General features: G+C 70.5%; 23 protein-coding genes. 5 read left to right on the top strand and 18 right to left on the bottom strand.

The window, feature by feature from the left end:
• Nucleotides 1–308 precede the first annotated feature (308 nt).
• Both AB7U92_RS03750 and AB7U92_RS03745 read left to right on the top strand, forming a co-directional pair.
• Complete coding sequence (locus AB7U92_RS03750; protein WP_428574862.1) at nt 309–761, top strand: phage tail protein; 453 nt, start codon at nt 309–311, stop codon at nt 759–761.
• Complete coding sequence (locus tag AB7U92_RS03745) at nt 758–1,168, top strand: phage tail protein (protein ID WP_428574861.1); 411 nt, start codon at nt 758–760, stop codon at nt 1,166–1,168. Before AB7U92_RS03750 ends, AB7U92_RS03745 begins: the two co-directional genes overlap by 4 nt.
• Before the next feature lie 18 nt (nt 1,169–1,186).
• Here the strand turns inward: AB7U92_RS03745 and AB7U92_RS03740 are convergent, their stop codons facing one another.
• The 15 genes from AB7U92_RS03740 to AB7U92_RS03670 form a co-directional block, all read right to left on the bottom strand.
• Nucleotides 1,187–2,140, bottom strand: a complete 954-nt coding sequence (locus tag AB7U92_RS03740) for a quinoprotein relay system zinc metallohydrolase 1 (RefSeq protein ID WP_428574860.1) — start codon at nt 2,138–2,140, stop codon at nt 1,187–1,189.
• Nucleotides 2,137–2,925: a quinoprotein dehydrogenase-associated SoxYZ-like carrier gene (locus tag AB7U92_RS03735; protein ID WP_428574859.1), complete on the bottom strand. Its 789-nt coding sequence runs from the start codon at nt 2,923–2,925 to the stop codon at nt 2,137–2,139. The genes AB7U92_RS03740 and AB7U92_RS03735 overlap by 4 nt, the downstream gene beginning before the upstream one ends.
• 122 nt (nt 2,926–3,047) lie before the next feature.
• Nucleotides 3,048–5,501 carry a hypothetical protein gene (locus AB7U92_RS03730; protein ID WP_428574858.1) on the bottom strand — a complete coding sequence of 818 codons (2,454 nt, stop codon included), beginning with the start codon at nt 5,499–5,501 and terminating at the stop codon, nt 3,048–3,050.
• Nucleotides 5,502–5,632: 131 nt separating this feature from the next.
• A complete protein-coding gene (locus AB7U92_RS03725) occupies nt 5,633–6,634 on the bottom strand; it encodes an XdhC family protein (RefSeq protein ID WP_428574857.1) in 1,002 nt (333 codons plus the stop codon).
• A gap of 14 nt (nt 6,635–6,648) precedes the next feature.
• On the bottom strand, nt 6,649–7,209 hold the full coding sequence (locus AB7U92_RS03720) for a CoxG family protein (RefSeq protein WP_428574856.1): 561 nt from the start codon (nt 7,207–7,209) through the stop codon (nt 6,649–6,651).
• Between the two features lie 4 nt (nt 7,210–7,213).
• Nucleotides 7,214–8,392, bottom strand: coding sequence for a vWA domain-containing protein (locus AB7U92_RS03715; protein ID WP_428574854.1), 1,179 nt, complete (start codon nt 8,390–8,392; stop codon nt 7,214–7,216).
• Nucleotides 8,393–8,797: 405 nt separating this feature from the next.
• Nucleotides 8,798–9,730, bottom strand: coding sequence for an AAA family ATPase (locus AB7U92_RS03710; RefSeq protein WP_428574852.1), 933 nt, complete (start codon nt 9,728–9,730; stop codon nt 8,798–8,800).
• A 7-nt stretch (nt 9,731–9,737) separates the two neighbouring features.
• Nucleotides 9,738–10,259: a hypothetical protein gene (locus AB7U92_RS03705; protein ID WP_428574850.1), complete on the bottom strand. Its 522-nt coding sequence runs from the start codon at nt 10,257–10,259 to the stop codon at nt 9,738–9,740.
• A gap of 23 nt (nt 10,260–10,282) precedes the next feature.
• Nucleotides 10,283–11,077, bottom strand: a complete 795-nt coding sequence (locus AB7U92_RS03700; RefSeq protein ID WP_428574848.1) for an FAD binding domain-containing protein — start codon at nt 11,075–11,077, stop codon at nt 10,283–10,285.
• Nucleotides 11,078–11,090: 13 nt separating this feature from the next.
• Nucleotides 11,091–13,448, bottom strand: a complete 2,358-nt coding sequence (locus tag AB7U92_RS03695; RefSeq protein ID WP_428574846.1) for a xanthine dehydrogenase family protein molybdopterin-binding subunit — start codon at nt 13,446–13,448, stop codon at nt 11,091–11,093.
• A 17-nt stretch (nt 13,449–13,465) separates the two neighbouring features.
• Nucleotides 13,466–13,945 carry a (2Fe-2S)-binding protein gene (locus tag AB7U92_RS03690; protein WP_428574844.1) on the bottom strand — a complete coding sequence of 160 codons (480 nt, stop codon included), beginning with the start codon at nt 13,943–13,945 and terminating at the stop codon, nt 13,466–13,468.
• A gap of 150 nt (nt 13,946–14,095) precedes the next feature.
• Complete coding sequence (locus AB7U92_RS03685) at nt 14,096–14,893, bottom strand: molybdate ABC transporter substrate-binding protein (protein WP_428574842.1); 798 nt, start codon at nt 14,891–14,893, stop codon at nt 14,096–14,098.
• A complete protein-coding gene (locus AB7U92_RS03680) occupies nt 14,893–15,714 on the bottom strand; it encodes a substrate-binding domain-containing protein (RefSeq protein WP_428574839.1) in 822 nt (273 codons plus the stop codon). Before AB7U92_RS03680 ends, AB7U92_RS03685 begins: the two co-directional genes overlap by 1 nt.
• On the bottom strand, nt 15,711–16,391 hold the full coding sequence (locus tag AB7U92_RS03675) for a phosphate ABC transporter ATP-binding protein (RefSeq protein ID WP_428574837.1): 681 nt from the start codon (nt 16,389–16,391) through the stop codon (nt 15,711–15,713). Before AB7U92_RS03675 ends, AB7U92_RS03680 begins: the two co-directional genes overlap by 4 nt.
• On the bottom strand, nt 16,391–17,104 hold the full coding sequence (locus AB7U92_RS03670) for an ABC transporter permease (RefSeq protein ID WP_428574835.1): 714 nt from the start codon (nt 17,102–17,104) through the stop codon (nt 16,391–16,393). The genes AB7U92_RS03675 and AB7U92_RS03670 overlap by 1 nt, the downstream gene beginning before the upstream one ends.
• Before the next feature lie 64 nt (nt 17,105–17,168).
• Between AB7U92_RS03670 and AB7U92_RS03665 the strand changes: the two genes are divergently transcribed.
• Nucleotides 17,169–18,266, top strand: a complete 1,098-nt coding sequence (locus AB7U92_RS03665) for a substrate-binding domain-containing protein (protein ID WP_428574833.1) — start codon at nt 17,169–17,171, stop codon at nt 18,264–18,266.
• Here AB7U92_RS03665 and AB7U92_RS03660 read toward each other — a convergent pair.
• On the bottom strand, nt 18,245–19,450 hold the full coding sequence (locus AB7U92_RS03660) for an alkane 1-monooxygenase (protein ID WP_428574831.1): 1,206 nt from the start codon (nt 19,448–19,450) through the stop codon (nt 18,245–18,247). The genes AB7U92_RS03665 and AB7U92_RS03660 overlap by 22 nt on opposite strands.
• Nucleotides 19,451–19,463: 13 nt before the next feature.
• Nucleotides 19,464–20,690: a selenoneine synthase SenA gene (gene senA, locus AB7U92_RS03655; RefSeq protein WP_428574829.1), complete on the bottom strand. Its 1,227-nt coding sequence runs from the start codon at nt 20,688–20,690 to the stop codon at nt 19,464–19,466.
• An 88-nt stretch (nt 20,691–20,778) separates the two neighbouring features.
• Here senA and AB7U92_RS03650 point away from each other — a divergent pair, with 88 nt between their 5' ends.
• Entirely contained in the window at nt 20,779–21,216 is a 438-nt protein-coding gene (locus AB7U92_RS03650; RefSeq protein WP_428574827.1) for a DUF3717 domain-containing protein, read from the top strand.
• Complete coding sequence (locus tag AB7U92_RS03645) at nt 21,213–22,607, top strand: MATE family efflux transporter (RefSeq protein WP_428574825.1); 1,395 nt, start codon at nt 21,213–21,215, stop codon at nt 22,605–22,607. The genes AB7U92_RS03650 and AB7U92_RS03645 overlap by 4 nt, the downstream gene beginning before the upstream one ends.
• On the opposite strand, the gene ybaK is transcribed toward AB7U92_RS03645, so the two are convergent.
• Nucleotides 22,558–23,052, bottom strand: a complete 495-nt coding sequence (ybaK, locus tag AB7U92_RS03640; RefSeq protein WP_428574823.1) for a Cys-tRNA(Pro) deacylase — start codon at nt 23,050–23,052, stop codon at nt 22,558–22,560. The two genes, AB7U92_RS03645 and ybaK, sit on opposite strands and share 50 nt — an antisense overlap.
• Between the last annotated feature and the right edge of the window lie 161 nt (nt 23,053–23,213).

Here is a 23,213-nt window from a genome sequence, read left to right as displayed (position 1 = left end):
GACTGCGCGCCCACCGTGCCCAGCGCCAGGGCGACCCACACGGTCAATTGCTTCATTCGCATCCTTGTCTCCTCGAGGGTTGAGAGATCTGGGGGGCCGGACTCCTGCCTGCTCCTCCGGTGCCTGAAAGGGCAATCCGCGTGCCAGTGGCCAAATGGCGTTGATGCCGGCCAAAGACACGCTCCGGACGCTCCATTCCCCACGACACCTAAGGGTTTCCCCGCGCGTTGTCACAGCGCGGAGCAGTCTTCCCGCGCCGCGCCGTGACAGGCACACTCGCCGCGCCACGACCTCCGAGGAGCCCATCCATGGCCACGCTGCGCGACCGCCCGTACGTTCAGTTCAACTTCCTCGTCGATCTCGGCGACGGCAACACCGAGGGACCGGAGGCCGGCTTCGCCGAGGTCAGCGGCCTGTCGATGGAGATCGACGTCATCGAGTACCGCAACGGCAACTCGCGCGAGAACCACGTGATGAAGTTGCCCGGCCTGGCCAGGGTCGGCAACGTCACGCTCAAGCGCGGCGTGATCGGCTCGCTGGCGCTGTGGCGCTGGATCGACCAGGTGCGCAACGGCGACGCGGGCGCCTTGCGCAACGTCACCATCCAGCTGCAGAACGAGGACCGCAGCGCGGTCGTGCAGACCTGGCGCCTGCTGCGCGCGCGCATCGTCAAGCACACCAGCGGGCCGTTCAACGCCAAGGGCAGCGACGTGGCGATGGAAGAGATCGTCATCGCCTTCGAGCGCCTGGAGCTGGAGTGAGCGGGCACGACCGCACGCCAGTGCCGGGCAGTCGCTTCCGCGTAGAACTGGTCGACGGCAACGGCCGCGCCATCGAGGTGGGCTGCTGCGAGGTGGTGTTCCCGCCGCTGGCGGCGCATGCCGATGCGCAGGCCGCGGTGGCGGAGGAGCACCTGGTGCTGCGCCGCGCCACCGGCGGCGACGACCTGCTGCACGCCTGGTGGAGCAAGGCCTGCCGCGGCCGCGCGCCGCAGCGGCGCAGCGTGCGCGTGACGCTGCTCGCGCCGGACCGTGAGCGCGTGGTGATGTGCTGGCGCTTCCGCAATGCGCGGCCGGCCTCGCTGCACTACTCGCCGCTGAACGCAAACGAGAGCGCGCTCGTCTTCGAGTCGCTCGCCGTGGCCTTCGACGGCGTCGAGATCGACTAGCGAACGACTAGAGATCGCTCAGGGCTTCGCGCCCTTGAGCACCGCCTGCTCGTAGCGCGGGTAGAGATGCGCCACGTTGCGCGTGTACTCGGTGCCGAAGGCCGCCCAGCCGCGGAACTCGGCGGGCACCTCGGCGCGCAGCACCTCGTTCATCTCGGCGCCCTGCTCGGCGAGCTGGCGGAAGCTGCGGTCCAGCCATTGCAGGTAGCGCTGCGTCTGCGCCACCGCGGTGGTGTCGTTGCGCACCGGGCCGTGGCTGGGCACCAGCGTCTTCACCGGCAGCGCCGCGAAGGCCTGCAGGCTCTGCAGCCAGGGGCCGATCTGCGCATGCGGCGTGGTCGGGATGCGCTGCGCGAACACCAGGCCGCCGGCGAAGACCACGCCGCTGGCCTTGTCCACCAGCACCACGTCGCTGGCGGTGTGGCCGCGGTATTCGCGCAGCTCCATCTCGCGCTCGCCGATGCGCAGCGGGCCGAGCGCCAGCGTGCCGGTGGGCAGCATGGCCTCGGTGCCGCGCATCCAGTCGCCGCACAGGCGGTAGAGGTTGTCCTCATAGGCCTTGGCCTCGCGGGCCATGCCGGCGCGGGTGGCGTCGGTGGCCAGGCGCGGCACGTCGGCAAAGGCCTGGTTGCCGAGAAAATAGTCGGGGTGCTGGTTGAGGTGGATCACCTGCACGATCGGCTCGGCCGTGGTCTTTCCGATCAGCGCGCGAAGCTGTTCGCCGTAGCGCTTCGACGGCCCGGTATTGATCACCACCACGCCCTTGCCGGTGGCGACGAAGCCGGTGTTGATGATGTTGCAGCCGTTGGCGATGCTGAAGTCGGCGTTGGCGCCTTCCACCACCCACACGCCGGGCGCCAGCGCGCGGGCGGCGAGGCCGTAGTCGAGCTTCGCGACGTCGACCTTCGGCGTTCCCTGCGCGACGGGCACGGCGAACGCAGCCAGCAACAGCGATGCAGCGAACGCCTTCATTCGATGCGCGAGTCGATGCGGTTGCCGTTGTTGTCGGTACCCACCAGCCGCAGCCCGCCGGCCACGCGGCCGGGGAAGTCGAAGCTGAACACCGGGTTCTCGCTCACCGGCTCGTAGGTGGCCAGGCGCAGCAGTTCGCGGCCCTGCGCGTCGCGCACCGCGAGCTTGTTGACGTAGAAGGCCGGGATGCCGCCGACCAGGCCGGTGTCCATCGGGTGCATCACCATCACGCGCAGCCGCGAGGCCGCCTCGCCGCCCACCGGGCTGCCGGCGAACAGCTTGCCGCGCGCCTGGCCGAGGGTCTGTGACCAACTGCCGTCCTTGCGCGTGGCGCCCGAGACCGTGCAGCCGCCGCCGGACGAGTCCACCAGCGTGCCGCCCACGTGCCACACGCCGTCTTTCGTGCGCGCGGCGGCGCGCACCGGGCTGGCCTGCTCGAGCTTGAAGCGGAAGCCCACGCTGGCCAGCGCGGCCACGGGCTGGAACTCCAGCACCTTGCGGATCGGGTTGCGGTCGACGAACACGACCAGCGTCTCGATATCGGGCAGGCCGGTGGCCGACACGCTGATCGGCACGTTCATCGGGTCTTCGGCGAAGGCCGGGCCGCGCACCACCACGCGCTCGTCGAACACCACCCGGGCCGAGCCGAAGAACTCGCGCTTCAGGCCGGGCCACTGCAGCGAGCCGAAGGGGTCGCCGCCGGTGGCGTCGGCACGGGCGGGCCCGGCCGCGACCCATGCGGCGGTGCCGGCGAGGCGAATCAAGGCATGACGGCGACCGACCATGCCCCGAATCGTGACGTCACGCTCCGAGGGCCTCCATCCCGGGTCAACCCGAAGGCGCTGCGTCAGGATGGATCAATCGACGGCGAGGACCTCGCAGCGCCGGTCGGCCCGGCCGCCACGGCTCACGGCCGCAGCAACCCCAGCAACTCGCGCCACAGCCCATGCCCGCCGCGGCCTTCGCGCGCCGCCTCGTGCACCGCGATGCCAGGCTCGGCACAGACCACATGGCAGTGGTCGACATAGACGTTCTTCTTGCTCTTGCCCGATTCGACGCGGAACAGCGTGCCCATCACCCAGCCGACCACGCGGGCCTGGGCCACCGAGGTGCGCTGCGCGCTGGCGCGCGTGTAGGCGTGCTGAACGAGCAGGCCCGGGCCGCGCGCCGTGGCCACGCTGACATGGCCCAGCACCACGGTGCCGAGCTTGAGGCTGAACACGCGCCTCAGCCTCACCGAGCCGGACATGCCGGCGAAACGGTCCCAGCGAAAGGCCACTTCGGCGTCTTCGGGAATGTCCCAGCAGAAGAAATTGGTGCCCGGCGTGGACTTCAGCGTCAGCGTGCGCGGCTCGTCGCCAGCCTCGATCTCCTTGAGGAAGTAGCAGCCGTGGCGGATGCGCGCCACGGTCGCGCGCCAGGGCTGCGGCGGCAGCCACAGCGTGTTGGGCGCGGCGCCGTCGACGTCGAAGGCCGGCTTCATCAGTAGCCGGCCCTCGGCCAGTCGCATGTGCAGCTCGTCGCCTGCGGGCACGTCCACCCGCACCGCCCGGTCCTGCGCCTGCAGCGGCCGCTCGCGGGGAGTGATGGTCATGTACGCATCCTTGTTCTGCGCGAACAGCAACCGCGCCAAAACGAGCAGGAAGGCCCGCAGCGCCACGAACAGCAGGGTGGCGCTGCCCAGCACCGAGGCGCCCGCCGACACCAGCAGCACCTGGTCGACCCGTTCGCGCGTCAGCCTGCTCATCTGGATGGCCTGGCCACGCAGCGCATTCACCAGGCCAGCCGAACCGGCGTTGCCGGCCTGGCGGGCCTGGTCGACCAGCGCGCCGAGCCGCGCTTCGAGGTCGGCGCGCAGCCGATCGCGCGGGCCCACGTAGGCCGCGTTCGCCATGTCCAGCGGGATGTTCGCGATGCAGCCCGGCAGGTTCAGCAGGTTGCAGGCGTGGCGAGCAGGAAACCCGGCGTACTTGAAGAGGCTGTCCGGCATCACACGGGCGAAGACCCGCATCGCCGCGTCATTCACGCCCTGCGCAGCGGCGGCCGTGTTGTTGCCGGCTCCGCGCGCCGCGGCAACGCCAGCGTCTTCCATGTCGGCGTACAGGCGCGCCACGGCCAGCTGCAGGTCCTCGCGCAAGGTGGGGCGGTCGACGTCGCTGTCGCGCAGCAGGGTCGGCCCCGGCGGCTGGCCGTTCTCCGCAGGCAGGGCGATTCGGTAGGCGATTCGCTCCACCGCCGCATCGACGGCTCGGCCGGCCCAGAAGTTGGCGGCCAGCACCAGCGCGAACGGACTCCACAACAGCAGCGACCACAGCAGCGCACGGCGCAGTGCCGGCGTCGACGTGCTGTGCCAGATCTCGCGGTTGTCCAGCCAGGCGCGCGCCAGCAGGCGCAGCACCAGCAGCGCGAGCGTACCCACGAACACCGGCTGAAGCGCCGTCACCCCCGAGGCCACCCAACCGCCCTCCGTCCTGACGGCAGCGCAGGCCAGCGAGGCAAGCAGGGACAGCCCGAGAAAGGTCATCGTCGTGCGGTGGCCGACGCCGATCGCCACGACCACGGCCAGCAGCAGCAGCGAAGCGGCGATCTGGTAAGGCGCTTCCAGCCAACGGGCGCGCTTGTCGGCTTGCCACAGTTCGTGCAGCCCGATCCGCGCGCGCAGCTCCCAGGCCTGCTCCGGCCGCGGCGGATGCTTGGCCAATTCCGCCTTCAAGGCTTCGAGCTTGGAGAATACCCTCGAGTATTCCTGCGCCAGCTGCTCCTGCCTTTTCCTGTCGATACCGTCCCGTGCCTTGGAGGTCTGGTCGTATTCGGACTGCAGCTGCTTCGCGCGCTCGTCGAGCTGGCGCAGTTCCGTCCATCGACCGCCGAGCCCCCCTGGGCGCGCCGCATTCACTGCGTCCCACTGTGCGCGCAGTGCGCCGACATCGGGCAGCGCCGGCTCCCTCTTCGCGAGCGCACGATCGATCCAGCGCTCGGGCGTCGCGAGCCGTCCGATCGCCGCGTATTCCGCCGCAAGGGTGGGATCCTGCGACTCGGGCACGCGCTCGATCCAGTGCAGCGGCCCGGGTGCGGCGCCGACACGGGAGATCGGCGTCAGCACGAGCAGCAGCGCCGGCAGCATCGCCAGCCAGAGCCATCGCGGGCGCAGCGGCCAGCCCACGAAGCCGGCAGCCATCAACAGCACGATCAGCAGGGGACGCACAGCCGACAGCTCGACCCACGTCCAGCGAAAGCCTTCGGTGCCCGGCAGCCACGTCGTGACCGGCAAGGTAGCGCTGATGAACGCCGGCACGACGCCGATCAGGCACAGCAGCAGGAACAGGTCGCGGCGCTGCGGCCGGTTCAGTTCCAGCCGCACCGTTCTGCGTCTCCTTGCATGTGCCACGGGCCGACCCGCCGGTGTGCGCGCTGCATGGCCGCAGCATGCATCAACGACCGCCGCGGGTCCACCGGGTTAGCACGCGCGACGCGCCTGCGACTCCTTGCGGTTCACCCCCGCGCGCAGACGCCCGATGCCTCCGGCAGCGCCGAGCCTTCCTTCTTCTGCACCAGCGCGACGCCGTTCTTCACCGCGACGATCTCGGCGACGATGGAGACGGCGATTTCGGCCGGGGTCTTGCTGCCCAGGTCGAGCCCGATCGGCCCGTGCAGCCGGTCGATCTCGGCCGGCGTCAGGTCGAACAGCGCCAGCCGCTCCTTGCGCTTGGCGGTGTTGCCGCGCGATCCCAGCGCGCCGACGTAGAAGGCCGGCGACTTCAGCGCTTCCAGCAGCACCATGTCGTCGAGCTTGGGGTCGTGCGTGACCGCGATCACCGCGCTGTGCGGGTCGAGGTGCAGTTCGGTGACCAGGTCGTCGGGCATGGACTTGCTGAAGGTGGTGTTCGGGATGTCCCAGGTGAGGTGGTATTCCTCGCGCGGATCGCAGCAGATCACCTCGAAGTCGAGCGCCAGTGCCATCTGCGCGACCACGCGCGAGAGCTGCCCCGCGCCGATGATCAGCAGCCGCCAGCGCGGGCCGAACAGTGCGCGCAGCGTGCGGCCGTCGAACTCGAACAGCTCGCCGCGCGCGGCCGGCTCGATGCCCACCGCGCCGGTGTCGAGGTCGAGCCGGCGCGCCACCAACTCGTGGCGTGCGGTGCGCGACAGGATGTCGTCGACCCAGGCGGTGTCGAGCAACGGCTCCTGCACCAGCCTCAGGTTGCCGCCGCAGGGCAGGCCAAAGCGCGCCGCCTCTTCCTTGGTGACGCCGTAGGTGATCAGCGAGGGCTTGCCGACGCGCTCGCCCTGGCGCACGCGATCGATCAGATCGTCCTCCACGCAGCCGCCAGACACCGAGCCGACCACCAGGCCGTCGTCGCGCATCGCCAGCAGCGCACCCGGCGGGCGCGGTGCCGAGCCCCAGGTCTCGATCACCGTCACCAGCCACACCGCGCGGCCCTGGGCGCGCCAGTCGCGCGCCTGCTGCAGCACCTGGAGATCGAGGCTGTCCATCGTGGAACTCCTGTCTATCTCGTGAGGAAGTAGATCGCCGCGATGATCACCACGGCGGCGACGATCCAGACCACCGTCTTGTTGCCACCCGCGGCTGCGGCCGGTGCGGCCTCGGCCACCGCGCCTTCGGCCGGCGGCGGCGCCACCTTGGCCTCGAAGGCGGCGAAGAAGTCTTCGGCGATCTTGCCGGCGGCCGCGTCGATCAGCCGCGAGCCGACTTGCGCCATCTTGCCGCCCACCTGCGCGCGGGCCACGTAGCTGAGCTTCGTGGCCCCGGCCTCGCTGGCGAGCTGCACGTCGGCCGAGCCCTTGCCGAAACCGGCCACGCCGCCCTGGCCGTCGAAGTTGATCGTGTAGCTGTTCGGCGGCTTCACGTCGGTCATCTTCAGGTTGCCCTTGAACTTGGCCGCCACTGGGCCGACGCGCACCGCCACCAGGGCCTGGAAGGCATCGTCGCCGGTGCGCTCCAGCGATTCGCAGCCGGCGATGCAGGCCTTGAGGATCTCGGGGTCGTTGAGGCCGGCCCAGACGGTGTCGATGGGGGCCGGAAGAAGTCGTTCGCCTTTGAGTTCCATGGATTCAGTGAAGCAGATGGGAGGGGTTCAGCGCCGGGCGCTGCAGGGCCTGGGCCAGGTCGGCCAGGCTCGCGAGGTTGTGCACCGGCAGGAATCGGTCGACGTGCGCCAGCAAGGCGCGGATGCCTTCCGCCCGGGGCTGGAAGCCCTCGAAGCGCAGCAGCGGGTTGAGCCACACGACCTCGTGGGCCATGCGGTGCAATTGTGCGGCGGATCGCGACAACGCGCCGGACTCGTCACGCTCCAGGCCGTCGGTGACCAGCAGCACCGCCGCATTGCCGCCGAGCACGCGGCGCGCCCAGCGGCGGTTGAACTCGTCGAGGCTGGTGGCGATGCGCGTGCCGCCCTTCCAGTCGTGCACGAGCTCGTCGGCCATCTTCAGCGCGACATCGGGGTCGCGGTGGCGCAGGCAGCGGGTGATGTTCGTCAGCCGGGTGCCGAACACGAAGGTGTGCACCTTGAGGTGCCGGCGCGCGAGGCCGTGCGCGTAATGCAGGAACAGGCGCGAGTAGCGGTCCATCGAGCCTGAGATGTCCAGCAGCACCACCAGCGGGGGCCGCTCGGTTCGCGCGTGGGTGAAGGCCGGGGTCAGCGTGTGCGGCTGGCGGGCCATGCCCTGCAGCGTGCGGCGCAGGTCCAGCGAGCCGCGCGGCGCGGCCTCGTGGCGGCGGCGGCGCAGCGGCTGCACCGGCAGCGGCGCGCGCTCGGCCAGCTTCTTGGCCTGCTCGTACTCTGCGGTGGTCATGCTCTCGAAATCGGCCTGGGCCAGGCGCTCGCGCTCGGAGAAGCTGAACTCGGTCTCGAACTGGATCTCGTCGGTCTTGGCCTCGTTCTCGGGCCGCGGCTCGCGCTTCGGCGCGGGCGGCGCCAGCGCCTCGGCCAGGCGGTTGGCGCGCGGCGGCTGGTGCTTCTCGCCGCGGCCCTGCACCTTGGGCAGCAGCAGGTACATCATCTGCTCGAGCAGCTTGGGGTCGCGGAAGAAGGCGTCGAAGGCCGCGTCGAAGATCGTCTGCTGCTCGTGGCGCTCGAGCATCACGGCACTGAGTGCGGCGCGCACGTCTTCGCGGCGATCGAGGCCGACGGCTTCCACGGCGGCGATCGCAGCGAGCACGCGGTCCGGCCCGACGGCCATGCCGGTGTCGCGCAGGATGCGCGAGAAGTGGACGATGTTGTCGGCGAGCATGTGATGGACTGCCGTCAGAGGTGCGCCAGGGCGGCGGGGGTGCCTGCGTTCTCCGGCCCGCTCTCGCGGGCAACCACCGAGCTTCGTCCCCAGTACCTCGTCAACACCGCTGGGGGACCGCTACCGCCTTGGGGACCGCGAACCGGGCCTGCGCCCGCAGGCCCCCCCGCCGCCCTGCACTCTCGCTCGCTGTATGCGGCGACGCATGCCGCCTTGGTGGGGGGCGGGTGGCGGGGGCGTGCCTGCGCAGGCCCTGTTCGCGGTACCCAAGGCGTGGGCTGGCTGGAGGCGGCGTTGACGAGGTGCGTGTGACCCGGCTCGGTGGTCGCCCGCGAGAGCGGGCCGGAGCAGGCATGCCCCGGCCGCCCGCCTCGCTCGATGACTGCACGACCCAAGAGCATCACCTTAATCCAGCACAGCACGAGCCTTCAGCTCGTCGAGGATCTTCTGCGTGTCGCCGCCGCCCATGCGCGCGATGTCGTCCTGGTATTTGAGCAGCACGCCCAGCGTGTCGTGCACCGTGGCCGGGTCGAGCCGCATCGCGTTGAGCGCCACCAGCGCGTTGGTCCAGTCGATGGTCTCGGCCACGCCCGGTGCCTTGAAGAGGTCGAGCCCGCGCATGCGCTGCACGAACTCCACCACCTGCCGGTACAGCCGCTCCGACGCGCCCGGAGCCTTGCGGCGCACGATGTCGAGCTCGCGCTCGACGTCCGGGAACTCCACCCAGTGGTACAGGCAGCGGCGCTTGAGCGCGTCGTGGATCTCGCGCGTGCGGTTGCTGGTGATGATGGTGATCGGCGGCGCATCGGCCTTGATCGGGCCGAGCTCGGGGATGGTGATCTGGTTCTCCGCCAGCACCTCGAGCAGGAAGGCGTCGAAGGGCTCGTCGGCGCGGTCGAGCTCGTCGATCAGCAGCACCGGCGAGCGCTCCTGCGTCAGCGCCTGGAGCAACGGCCGTTCGATCAGCATCGCCCGGCTGTACAGGCTGTGCGCGAGGCGGTCGCGGTCGGCAGCATCGTGGATCGCATGCGCCGCCTCGGCCAGGCGGATCTCCACCATCTGCCGCGCCACGTTCCACTCGTAGGCGGTCTGCGCCACGTCCAGGCCTTCGTAGCACTGCACGCGCAGCAGCGCAGTCGACAGCGCCACGGCCAGCGTCTTGGCCAGCTCGGTCTTGCCCACGCCCGGCTCGCCTTCGAGAAACAGCGGCCGGCGCAGCTTCAGCGCGAGGAACAGCGCGGTGGCCAGGCGGCGGTCGCAGACGTAGTTCTCGGCGGCCAGCAGCTCGATCACCGCGTCGACGGTGGCGGGCAGCTTCAACGCGGTGGCATCGTTCATCGCGGGTTCAGGGCAAAGACTTCACTTCGAGCGCGACCAGCTGGCGCACCCAGCGGCCGGGGCGGTTCTCGCCGGTGGCGATCAGCTGCAGCGGCCCGACGCGCGCCGGCAGCGGCGAGCCGTCGGCATTCTTCCAGTTCAGCATCAAGGGCGCATGGCCGAAGTGCGGGTCGACCTCGGCCAGGCCGAACACCGCGCGGTAGCCGTCGGCCGAACGGGCCACCAGCGCATGGCCGACCACGTTGCCCGCGCCCAGGCGCTGCGACAGGTCGAGCCCGCAGGCCTTGAGCAGCGCCGTCACCGACACGCCGGGCACGGTGAACGGCGCGCCGTCGCGCAACCGCGCGCTGGCCTGCTCGGTCGGCAGCGCCTCCAGCGCGGCACGGCTGAAGGCCTGCGTGCGGCCGTCGGCGAGAGTCACCGTCAGCATCGCCTCGTCGGGCGACTGCGTCAGTGACTGCGCGCGCGCCGCCGGTGCGGCCAGCACCAGCAGCAGCGCACCCAGCAGCCAGGGCCGGCGTCGCCACATGGCGAGTGACCCCGGCGTCGGGCTCAGCGCGCCAGCGCCGCGGCCACGGCCCGCGATGCCATCACGCTGATCATCGCGGCGCGGTAGGCGGCCGAGCCGTGCAGGTCGCTGTTCAGGCCGTCGGCGCTCACCTTCACCGCCTTGGCGGCATCCGGCGTGAAGCTCTTCGCGAGTGCGTCCTCGATCGGCTTGCAGCGGAACACGCTGCCGGCCGCACCGGTGACGGCCACGCGCACGCCGCCCGCGGTCTGCGCGACGAATACGCCCACCAGCGCGAAGCGCGAGGCCGGCTGCTTGTACTTCACATAGGCGGCGCGCTGCGGCGTCGGGAAGCTGACCGAGACGATCAGCTCGCCCGGCTTCAGCGCCGTCTCGTACAGGCCGGTGAAGAAGTCGTCGCCGGCGATGCTGCGCTGGTTCGTCTTGATGGTCGCACCCAGGCCGAGCACGCCGGCCGGGTAGCAGGCCGCCGGGTCGGCGTTGGCGATCGAGCCGCCGAGGGTGCCCATGTTGCGCACCATGGGGTCGCCGATGCCGCCGGCCAGTTCGGCCAGCGCCGGGATGGCCTTGCGCACGTCGGGCGAGGCGGCGACGGCAGCGTGCGTGGTCATCGCGCCGACCACGACGTTGCTGCCTTCCATGCAGACGCCCTTGAGCTCGGCCCCGCCGCCGAGGTCGACGCGGCGCTCGCTGGACGACAGGCGCAGCTTCATCGCCTGCACCCGGCTCTGGCCGCCGGCCAGATAACGCGCATCGCCCTTCAGAGCCGAGGCGGCCGCGGCCGCGCTGGTGGGACGCTGGTAGTCGAAGGTGTACATGTGGTGTGTCTCCTCAGGCGATTCCGTGGGCGGCGCGCCAGACGCGCTCCGGCGTGGCCGGCATGGCCACGTCCTTCACGCCCAGCGCATCGGTCAGCGCGTTGATGAAGGCCGGCGGCGAGCCGATCGCGCCGGCCTCGCCGCAGCCCTTCACGCCCAGCGGGTTGTGGGTGCAGGGCGTGACGGTGTGGTCGACCACGAAGTTCGGCAGGTCGTCGGCGCGCGGCATCGTGTAGTCCATGTAGGTGCCGGTCAGCAGCTGGCCGGACTCGGCATCGTACACACAGCCCTCGAGCATCGCCTGGCCCAGGCCTTGGGCGAGGCCGCCGTGCACCTGACCCTCGACGATCAGCGGGTTGACGATATTGCCGAAGTCGTCCACCGCGGTGAAGCGGTCCACGCGCACCTTGCCGGTGTCCGGATCCACCTCGACCTCGCAGACATAGGTGCCCGAGGGGTAGGTGAAGTTGGTCGGATCGTAGAAGGCGTTCTCGTTCAGGCCCGGCTCCAGCTTGTCCAGGGGGTAGTTGTGCGGCACGTAGGCGGTGAGTGCGATCTGGCCGAACGGCACCTTCTTGTCGGTGCCCTTCACCTTGAACTCGCCGTTCTCGAACTCGATGTCGGTGTCCGAGGCCTCCAGCAGGTGGGCGGCGATCTTCTTGCCCTTGGCGACGATCTTGTCCACCGCCTTCATGATCGCCGTGCCGCCCACCGACAGCGAGCGGCTGCCGTAGGTGCCCATGCCGAAAGGGATGCGGCCGGTATCGCCGTGCACGATCTCGACGCTCTCGACCGGGATGCCGAGCCGGCCCGCCACCACCTGCGCGAAGGTCGTCTCGTGGCCCTGGCCGTGGCTGTGCGAGCCGGTGAACACCGTCACCGTGCCGGTCGGGTGCACGCGCACCTCGCCGGCCTCGAACAGGCCGGCACGGGCGCCGAGCGCACCGGCGATGTTCGAGGGCGCCAGGCCACAGGCCTCGATGTAGCAGCTGTAGCCAAGTCCTCGCTTCAGCCCCTTGGCCGCCGAGGCCGCCTTGCGCGCCGGGAAGCCGGCCACGTCGGCCAGCTTGATCGCCTTGTCGAGGTGGGCCGCGTAGTCGCCGATGTCGTAGGTCAGGCCCACCGGCGTGGCATAGGGGAACTCGGTGATGAAGTTCTGCCGGCGCAGCTCGGCCGGATCGCGCTTGAGGTCGCGCGCGGCCTGCTCGACGATGCGCTCGACCACGTAGGTGGCCTCCGGCCGCCCGGCACCGCGGTAGGCGTCGACCGGCGCGGTGGTGGTGAACACCGCCTTCACGTTGCAGTAGATCGCCGGCGTCTTGTACTGGCCGGCCAGCAGCGTGGCGTAGAGGATGGTCGGCACGCTCGACGCGAAGGTCGAGAGGTAGGCGCCCATGTTGGCGATGGTGTCCACGCGCAGGGCGAGGAAGTTGCCCTTGGCATCCATCGCCAGCTCGACCTTGGTGTGGTGGTCGCGGCCGTGCGCGTCGGTCAGGAAGCTCTCGCTGCGCTCGGCGGTCCACTTGATCGGCCGGCCGACGCGCTTGCTCGCCCACACCAGCGCGGTCTCCTCGGCGTAGAGGAAGATCTTCGAGCCGAAGCCGCCGCCGACGTCGGGCGCGATCACCCGCACCTTCGATTCCGGCAGGCCGAGCACGAAGGCGCTCATCAGGAGCCGCTCGACGTGCGGGTTCTGGTTGGCCACGTACAGCGTGTAGCTGTCGTCGTGCCGGGTGTACTGCGCGTTGGCGGCGCGCGGTTCCATCGCGTTGGGGATCAGCCGGTTGTTGGCGAACTCCAGCGTGCTGACATGCGCAGCCTGCTTGAAGGCGGCGTCCACCGCATCCTTGTTGCCGTGGCCCCAGTCGTAGCAGACGTTGTTGGGCACGTCGTCGTGCACCGCAGTGCCCGCCTGGTCGGCAGTGGTGATGTCGACCACCGCCGGCAGCACGTCGTAGTCGACTTCGATCAGCTCGGCGGCGTCCTTGGCCTGCAGCAGCGTCTCGGCGACCACCAGGGCCACCTGGTCGCCCACGTGGCGCACCTTGCCCTGCGCCAGCACGGGGTGCGGCGGCTCCTTCATCGGCGAGCCATCCTTGCTGTGGATCAGCCAGCCGCAGGGCAGCCCGCCGACCTTGGCCTCGGCCAGATCCGCGCCGGTGAAGATCGCCACCACACCGGCCGCCTTGGCGGCCTTGCTGGCGTCGATGGAGACGATGCGCGCGTGCGCATGCGGCGAACGCAGGAAGACGCCGTAGGTCTGCCCGGGCAGCACCACGTCGTCGGTGTACTGGCCGGCGCCGGTGAGGAAGCGGACGTCCTCGCGGCGCAGGATGGGTTTGCCGATCGGCGAGTTGGACATGTCGGTCATGGTCGGGCCCTCCGCGTTCAGACGGGCGCGCCGGTCTTGCCGTTCTGGCAGAACTGGATGGCGCGGACGATGTTGTGGTAGCCGGTGCAACGGCAGATGTTGCCTTCCAGCCCTTCGCGGATCTCGGCCTCGCTGGCGGCGGGCTTGTCCTTCAGCAGGTTGACCGCCGACATCACCATGCCGGGCGTGCAGAAGCCGCACTGCAGGCCGTGGCACTCGCGGAACGCAGCCTGCATCGGGTGCAGTTCGCCGTTCTTCGTCAGGCCCTCGATAGTGGTGACCTCGGCGCCCTGCGCCTGCACGGCGAGCATCGAGCAGGCCTTCACCGCGCGGCCGTTCAGGTGCACGGTGCAGGCGCCGCACTGGGCGGTGTCGCAGCCCACGTGCGTGCCGGTGAGTTGAAGCTGTTCGCGGATCAGCTGCACGAGCAGCGTGCGCGGATCGACGGTCGCCGTCACGGCTTTGCCGTTGACGGTCAGGCTGAGGGGAACGCTCACGGTTGTCTCCTGGAATGAACGGCCACCGCCGGTGGCGGTGTTGCGTCGCATTCTTCGAGCCGTGTCCAGCCCTGCAAAGCGCAGGCGTTCCCTTATGACTTTCGCTGCATAGGCCCCGGGAGCGTGTTCACTTCTGGAACACGCCCTCGCTCAGGGAGCCGCGAAACCGTGCCGCGCCAGCACCGCCTGCCCGGCCGGCGACAGCATGAACTTCACGAACTGCTGCGCAGCCTCGGGCGCGCCGTCGAGCAGCGTGACGCCATAGCTCGCGCTGACGTTCACCGCCTCCGGCACCTCGATGCGTACGAGCGCGGGCTCCTCGCGCTGCGCGATGACGACATTGGTGCAATAGGTGAGGAACACGTCGGCCTGCCCCGTGGCCACCAGCATGCCGTAGACGTTGCGGTCTTTCGGCGGCGGCGGCGAGTTCGGGCCGCCTGTGAGCTGCAGCGCCTTGTCGGCCAGGATCTTCTGCGCGCCGGGACGGCCGCTCTTCTCGATGCGCTCGAACATCGCGAAGGCATAGTCGCCGGCCGGGTCGGCCTTGGGCGTGGAGGTGCCCACGCGCACGGCCGGATCGAGCAGCCGGTCGACCAGCGTCTCGGGCGTGGCCCGGAAGCCGGCCGCACCCAGCGCGCACAGCGTGTTGCGCGCGAAGGCCTGCGGCGGCGCCGCCTTGCCCGCCGCGGCCAGCGCCTGCGGATGCGCCATGTTGGCGGAAGCGAACACGTCGGCACGCTCGCCGCCGGCGAGGCGGTCCTTCAGCAGGCCGGAGGCGCCGAAGCCGAGTTCCACCTTCGCGCCCGGCATGCCGGCCTCGAAGGCGCGCGCCACGTCGGTCAGCGCGGCACGCAGGCTGCCGGCGGCCAGCACCTTCACCGGCGCAGGCTGGGCCAGCGCGCCGAAGCTCATCGCCGTGGCCGCCATGAACAGGGCGCGGCGCTTCATCACTTGGCGTTGGCGTTCGGGAAGAACAGCTGCTCGCCGCCGATCTTGTACTCGGCGATGGCCTGCTGGCCGGCCGGCGAGACCACCCAGTCGGCGAAGGACTGCGCCAGATCCTTCTTCACGTGCGGGTGCTTGGCCGGGTTCACCACGATCACGCCGTACTGGTTGAACAGCCGCTTGTCGCCCTCGACGAGGATGGCCAGGTCGGCGCGGTTCTTGAACGACAGCCAGGTGCCGCGGTCGGCCAGCACGTAGGCGTTGGTCGAGGCGGCGATGTTCAGCGCCGGGCCCATGCCGCAGCCGCACTCCTTGTAGCCGGCCATCGCCGGCTTGTCGAAGCCGGCGGCCTTCCAGTAGCGCAGCTCGGCGGCGTGGGTGCCGCTCTTGTCGCCGCGCGAGACGAACTCGGCCTTGGAGGCGGCGAGCTTCTTGAGCGCCTCGACCACGTCGTTGCCCTTCACGCCGGCCGGGTCGGACTTCGGGCCGATGACCACGAAGTCGTTGTACATCACGGGGCGCCGCTCGATGCCGAAGCCATCGGCGACGAACTTCTCCTCGGCCACCTTGTCATGCACGAAGAGGATGTCGGCGTCGCCACGCCGGCCCATGTCCAGCGCCTGGCCGGTGCCCTGCGCGACCACGCGCACGTCGACGCCGGTCGCCTTCTTGAAGACCGGCAGCAGGTGGCCGAACAGCCCCGACTGCTCGGTGCTGGTGGTCGAGGACATCACGATGAACTTGTCCTGCGCCTGTGCCGCAAAGGCGATCAGGCTGGCCGCGGCCAGGGCGAGGAAGCGAGCGGTGGTGTTGCGATGGGTCATGCCATTTCTCCTTTCAGGAACTGCTGGGCGCGGCCGGTTAGGCCGCCGTCGAAGAACTGCGCGGTCGGCAGGTCGGCGTGGATCTCGCCGTCCTCCAGGTAGACCACGCGGCTGGCCAGGCGCTTGGCCTGGCCGAGGTTGTGGGTGCTCATCACGAGCGTCATGCCGTCGGCGGCGAAGCCGGCGAGCAGGGTCTCGACGTCCTTCTTGGCCGCCGGGTCGAGGCTGGCAGTGGGTTCGTCGAGGAACAGCAGCGCCGGCTGGACGGCCCAGGCGCGGGCGATCGCCAGGCGCTGCTGCTGGCCACCGGAGAGCGCCCGCGCAGGCCGCTCCTCCAGTCCCTGCAGCGAGACGCGCTCCAGCGCCGAGGCGATTCGCTCGTTCCACTGCGCGCGCGGCACGCCGCCGAGCCACAGCGCCAGGCGCAGGTTGTTGCTCACCGACAGGCGCATCACGAAGGGGCGCTGAAACACCATCGCCTGCCGGGCCGCCTCGGGCGCCAGCTCGCGCCGGCCGCGCAGGCTGAGCATGCCGTGCATGGCGCGCAGCAGCGTGGTCTTGCCGGATCCGTTCGGGCCGACCAGGGCGACGAACTCGCCGCGGCCGACCGCGATCGACACGCCCTTGAGTGCCTGCACCTCGCCGAAGCGCACCGAGATGTCGCGCATCGAGATCATCAGCGCACCCCCGCCAAGGCAGAGCCGTGGCCGCGCTGCGCGAAGCCGATCAGCAAGTTCACCACGCCCACCACGGAGAGCAGCACCAGGCCCAGCGCCATGGCCAGCGGCAGGTCGCCCTTGCTGGTTTCCAGCGCGATGGTGGTGGTCATCACCCGCGTGATGCCGTCGATGTTGCCGCCGACGATCATCACCGCGCCCACCTCGGCCACGGCACGGCCGAAGGCGGCGATCAGGATGGTCAGCACGGCCCAGCGGTCGTGCACGAGCATCAGCAGCGCGCACATCAGCGGGCTGGCGCCCATCGAGCGCAGCTGGTCGCCGCCATCGCGCAGCGAATCGCCGACGAGCTGGCGCGTCAGCGCGGCGATCACCGGCAGCACCAGGATGGTCTGCGCAATCACCATCGCCGTGGGCGTGAACAGGATGCCCCAGGAACCGAGCGGGCCGCTGCGCGACAGCAGCAGGTAGACGATCAGCCCGACCACCACGGAGGGCAGCGCCAGCAGCGTGTTCAGCAGCCAGACGAGCGTGCGGTGGCCGGGAAAGCGGGCCACCGACAGCCAGGCGCCGAAGGCCAGGCCGAAGCCGGCGGCGACCAGGCAGGCCGTGCCGCTGACCTGCAGCGACAGGGCGACGGTGTGGAACAGGACGGCATCGGCATGAACGATCAGATCGACGGCGGTTCGGACGCTCTCGGCAAAGGCACTCATCCAACTTCTCTCATACTGGCGGGATTCTCTGCGCCGATAGGCAGTCCCGACCATATGAAACGTCATGCATAGGGTGCACCTCACCTACACGCTCAGCGGCGAACGCTCGCTGCAGCGCGACCTGCACCACCCCCTGATGGCCCTGCTCTCGGCCGTTCACGACACCGGCTCGATCAGTGGCGCGGCGCGCGCGCTCGACCTGTCGTACCGCCACGTGTGGGGCGAACTCAAGCGCTGGGAGGGCGAGCTCGGCCAGACCCTGGTCACCTGGGTCAAGGGCCAGCCGGCGCTGCTGTCGCCCTTCGGCGAGAAGCTGCTGTGGGCCGAGCGGCGCGCGCAGGCGCGCCTGGCGCCGCAGATCGAGGCACTGCGCAGCGAGCTGGAGCAGGCCTTCGCGATCGCCTTCGACGCCAGCGCCGGTGTGATCCCGATGACCGCCAGCCATGACGACGCGCTGCCATTGCTGCGAGCGATGGCGCAGTCGCAGCACAAGCTGCATCTCGACATCCAGTTCACCGGCAGCGTCGATGCGCTGGCCGCGCTCAACGACGGCCGCTGCCTGATGGCCGGCTTCCATGCGCTGACCGAGTCGCCGCTGCGCTCGCCCACCGCGAAGGTCTACCGCCCGATGCTCAAGCCCGGCCACCACAAGCTGGTGAGTTTCGCGCGGCGCACCCAGGGTCTGATGGTGGCGGCGGGCAACCCGCTGGGCATCTTCACGCTCGCCGACCTGTGCCGCAGCGGGCTGCGCTTTGCCAATCGCACCCGCGGCACCGGCACGCGGGTGGTGCTGGAGGAACTGCTGGCGGCGCAGAAGATCCCGGCCTCGGCGCTGGCCGAGCTCGAGCGCACCGAGCCGTCGCACCGCGCCGCCGCCGAGGCGGTGGCCAGCGGCAGCGCCGACGCCGCCTTCGGCATCGAGGCCGCGGCGCGCGCGCGCGGGCTGGAGTTCGTTCCGCTGGCGCGCGAGCTGTACTTCCTCGTCACGCTGCAGCATGCGCTCGACCAGCCGCAGGTGCAGACCCTGCTCTCGCTGCTGCGCAGCGAGGCCTGGCGTGCCCAGCTCAACGCCCTGCCCGGCTACGCGGCCGAGAACAGCGGCGAGGTGCTGTCGCTGCGCCGCGTGCTGCCCTGGTGGAGCTACCGCAAGCCCAAGCGCTGAGATCCGTAAATGGATTCGAGCCGCGTGCGCGCGGCGGGGTCGACGTTCACCTTGCTCAGGTCGCCCTGCACGTGCGGCAGCGACAGCAGCCGTGCATCCATCACCTTGAACCAGGCGCGCGGGAAGTAGGCCAGCGTGAACATGCCGAAGTAGCCCGAGGGCAGCTGCGGCAGGTCGGGGAAGTGGCGCAGGCTCTGGTAGCGCCGTGACGGATTGGCGTGGTGGTCCGAGTGGCGCTGCAGGTGGAACAGCGCCAGGTTCGTGACCAGGTGATTGGTGTTCCACGAGTGATGCGGCTGCGGCGCCTCGTATTGCCCGCTGGGCAGCTTCGCGCGCAGCAGCCCGTAGTGCTCGACGTAGTTGGCCGAGGTGAGCTGCCACCAGGCCACCACGTTGTGCACCGCCAGGAAGACGATCATCACCGGCCCGAAGGCCGCGATCAAGCCGAGCTGCAGCGCCGCCGTGATCGCATAGGACTGCAGCATGGCGTTGCGCCAGCTCCAGGGCGAGAAGCCGAGCAGCGCGAGCCGCTGCGATTCGAGCTGCCACGCACGCCGGATGCCGCCGGGCAGCTCGCGCAGCGCGAAGCGGTAGATGCTCTCGCCCATGCGCGCGCTGGCGTGGTCTTCCGGCGTCGACACCCAGCGGTGGTGGCCGCGCCCATGCTCGACGGTGAAGTGGCCATAGGCCGGCACGGCCAGGATCAGCTTCGCGAGCCACTGCTCCAGCGCGTTGTGCTTGTGGCCGAGTTCGTGGCCGGTGGTCAGGCCCATGCCGGAGTTGGTGCCGGCCACGTAGGCCAGGATCAGCAGCGCCCACCACGGCAGGTCCTGCGTGCCCGCCCACGCGGCGCACACGATCAGCGTGACGAAGTACAGCGGCACGGTCAGCCAGGTGAGCCAGCGGTAGTAGCGGTCGGCCTCGAGCTGCGGCACCACCTCTTCCGGCGGGTTGTTCAGGTCTTCGCCGATCAGCGCGTCGAGCAGCGGCATCAGGCCGTAGCCGATCAGCAGCGGCACGGCCAGCATCGCTGGCTCGCCGGTGCGAGCATGCAGCGCGACGCCGAGCAACGGCACCAGCGGATAGACCACCGACAGCAGCCAGGCCAGGCGCTTGCCGTCGCGCCAGGTGATGCGGCGGCCGTCGGGCGTGGTCGCGGTGTACTGCGCGGCGAGCAGGCCCATCGCTCGCCCCGGCCTACAGCGCGCAGCTGCGGAAGCCGCAGAACAGGTCGTCGCGCTCGGGCAGCGCGAACTGGCGGAACTTCGGCGAACGCACGCGCGAGCGCGTGGCGAACGAGGCGCCGCGCAGCACCTTGTGGGTGCCGAAGGCGCTCTGCGAGTAGTCGCGCAGCGGCCCCGGTGCGAAGCCGGGATAAGGCCGGAAGGTGGTGGCCGTCCACTCCCACACGTCGCCCCAGCGGAAGCCGCGGCTCGCGCCCTGATGGGCCGCCGCTTCCCACTCCACCTCGCTGGGCAGGCGACGGCCGGCCCAGCGGCACCAGGCATCGGCCTCGTACCAGGCCAGGTGCATCACCGGCTGGGCCATCGGCACGCGCATCAGCTTGCCGAAGCGCTGCGCCAGCACGCCATGGCGCATCTGGTCGACGTGACGCGGCGTGCGCCGGCCCTCGCGCTGCAGCCATTGCCAGGCCTGCGGGTGCCAGAACTCGGCCTGGTCGTAGCCGCCGTCCTCGACGAACTCGGCGAACTGCTGCCAGCTCACCGGCTGCGCGTCGATCTCGAACTCGGGCACGTCGACGTCGTGCACCCACTTCTCGTTGTCGAACACGAAGCCACCGGGCTCGCAGCCCAGCGGCCAGCGCGTGGCAGGAAACAGCAGCGCATCGCGCGGGTTCAATGTCGCCGTCGTGCCGATCAGCCCCGATTCGAAGCCGAGCACCTGGCTCATCTGCGCGAACAGTTCACCGCGCAGGTCTTCGTGGAACAGCACCAGGCGGAAGAAGTACAGCGCGTCGTCGTCGTCGTCGGGCGCCGAGTCCAGCAGGTCGAGCGTGGTCTCCAGCGTGTCGACGAGGTACTGCTTGGTGGACGCGAGGTCGGGCAGATCGACCTTCCAGCGTGCCGCGTGCGAGACCTCCGCAGCGTCGTAGCAGCGATCGGCATCGCTGAGGATGGAGGGCAGCCGCGCCTGCGACGGGTCGCAGCGCGCACCGCGCTGGCGCTGCACGTTGCGCGCGATCCAGCGCTCCTGGAACCAGCCGAGGTGGCCCAGCTCCCACAGCGGCGGGCTGAGTTCGGGCTGCTGCGGCACGGCGAGGTCGGGCGAGCCCAGCGCGCGCTCGAAAGCGCTGATCCATCGCAGCGTGTGGTTGCGCGAGTCCATCAGCGACAGCGACAGCAACTCCCGGCCCGCGCGGCGCATGCGCGCGGAGTCGATGGAGGGGGCTTCGATGTCGAGCACGGAGGACCTCGCTGCGCCGCATTCTGACACCCCGGCCGGGCCCGGCGGAAAACCCGCAGCGCTGCTATTCTTCCGCCCCTTCACGACCATGGCCGGCATCCACATCACCGACATCGAGGCCGCCATCAACTGGTGGCGCGCACGCTCGCCCTCGAGCGACGGCATCACCGCCTGCGCCGAGGTGCTGGCACTGGCCGAGGTGTACGGCACCATGGTCTGGCTGCACGACCTGTATGTCGACGAAAGCGCGCTGGCCGGCGCGGCACGCGAGGCCTGGCTGGCCTGGTACCGCAGCACGCCCGACGCGCCCTGCATCGCGATCTGCTCCACGAGCCAGGGCGACGACCTGTGCAAGGGCTGCGGCCGCACCTTCGACGAGGTGCAGCACTGGCCGGTGATGACACCCGGCGAGAAGCGTGCCACCTGGCGGCGCATCACGATGGAAGGCACGGCCTGGCGCTTCAACCGCTATGCCGAGCGGGCTGCCGAACGCACGACCGAAGGCGCCGGCGAGGCCGGTTTGTGAGCCGGCTCTCCAGGCTGGCGAGCAGCGCGAAGCGCATCGCCCCGCTCGCCTGGCCGGTGTTCATCGGCCAGGTGGCGGTGCTGGCCTTCTCCACCGTCGACACGATGATGGCCGCGCGCGCCGGCCCCACCGACCTGGCTGCGCTGGCCATCGGCGGCGCCGCCTACATCACGGTGTTCGTCGGCCTGATGGGCATCGTGCTGGCGATCAGCCCGATCGCCGGCCAGCTGTTCGGCGCGAAGCACTACGAGGCCTGCGGCGCACAGCTGCACCAGGCGATGTGGCTGGCGCTGGCGCTGTCGGTGCCGGGCTGCCTGGTGCTGCTGTTCCCGCAGCCCTTCCTCGAACTCTCGCGCGCCTCGCCCGAGGTCTCGGCCAAGGTGCGCGGCCACCTCGCCGCGCTGGCCTTCGCGCTGCCGCCGGCGCTGCTGTTCACGGCGTTTCGCGGCTTCAACACCGCGGTGTCTCGGCCGAAGATCGTGATGCTGTTGCAGCTCGGCGCGCTGGCGCTGAAGGTGCCGCTGACCGCGCTGTTCGTGTTCGGCGCCGGCCCGCTGCCGGCACTGGGCGCGCCGGGCTGCGGCGTGGCCACGGCGGTGTGCATGCTGCTGCAGCTCGGCACGGTGTGGCTCATCCTGAAGCGCGACCCGTTCTACGCGCGCTTCCACATCGGCGACCGCCTCTCGCCGCCGCACCGCGGCAGCCTGCTCGCGCTGGTGCGGCTGGGCGTGCCGATGGGCGGCTCGATCATGATCGAGGTGACCGGCTTCACCTTCATGGCCTTCTTCATCTCGCGGCTGGGCGCCACGCCGGTGGCCGGGCACCAGATCGCGGTGAACCTGGTCTCGCTGATGTTCATGATGCCGCTGGCCATCGCCAATGCCTCGAGCACGCTGGTGGCGCAGCGCATCGGCGCCGGCGACATGGACGACGCCCACCGCGTCGGCTGGCATGGGCTGGAGATCGGTGTGGCCATCGCGGCGCTGATGGGCGGCTTCGTCTTCCTGTTCCGCGAAGCGATCATCGGCCTGTACTCGCGCGATGCGGTGATCGTCGCCGCGGCCATGCCGCTGCTGGCCTGGGTGGCGGTGTTCCACATCGCCGACGCCGCGCAGGCCATCGCCGGCTTCGTGCTGCGCGCCTACCGCATCGCCGTGGTGCCGCTGGTCATCTACGCGATCGCGATCTGGGGCGTGGGCCTGGCCGGCGGTTATGCGGTGGGCTTCAACGTCACCGGCCTGACGCCGCCGGCGCTGCAGGGCGCCGTGGGCATGTGGTTCGCGGCCACCAGCGGGCTGGTGGTGGCGGGCACCGGAATGTGCGGGTTCCTGGCCTGGATGATCAGGTCGCGATCGCGCAAAGCACGGGCTTCGCACCCAGCGACTGCGTGAGCACGGCCGGCTCGATGCCGACCAGATAGCCGCGCCGCCCGCCGTTGATGCAGATCCTCGGCAGCGCCAGCACCGTTTCCTCCACGTACACGGGCATCGCCTTGCGCGTGCCGAACGGCGAGGTGCCGCCGACGAGGTAGCCGCTGTGGCGCTGCGCCACCTCGGGCGTGCAGGGCTCCACCGACTTCGCGCCGATGGCGCGCGCCAGGTTCTTGGTGCTCACCTGGCGGTCACCGTGCATCAGCACGATCAGCGGCTCGCGCCGCTCGTCCTGCATCACCAGCGTCTTCACCACCGCGTGCTCGTCCAGCCCGAGCTGCTTCGCCGACTCGGCCGTGCCACCGTGCTCCACGTAATCGTAGACGTGCTCGGTGAACGCGATGCCGCGCTCGCGCAGCCAGGCCGTGGCCGGCGTCTCGCTGACGTGCTTGTCCTTCTTCGCCATGGGCGCGGATTGTGCCGCCCGCTCAGCCCAGCCAAGTGGAGAGGGCCCGGCCGATCGAGCCCGGCACCACCACCGCCATGAACAGCAGCCCGGCCACCGCGCCGGCGGCATGGGCGTCGTGGTTGATGCGGCCCACGCCGGTGCGGCCGGCCAGCACGCTG

Origin of the sequence: Piscinibacter sp., from assembly GCF_050175855.1 — a bacterium.
Taxonomy (GTDB): Bacteria; Pseudomonadota; Gammaproteobacteria; order Burkholderiales; family Burkholderiaceae_C; genus Piscinibacter.
This window is presented reverse-complemented; position numbering and strand designations above follow the sequence as displayed.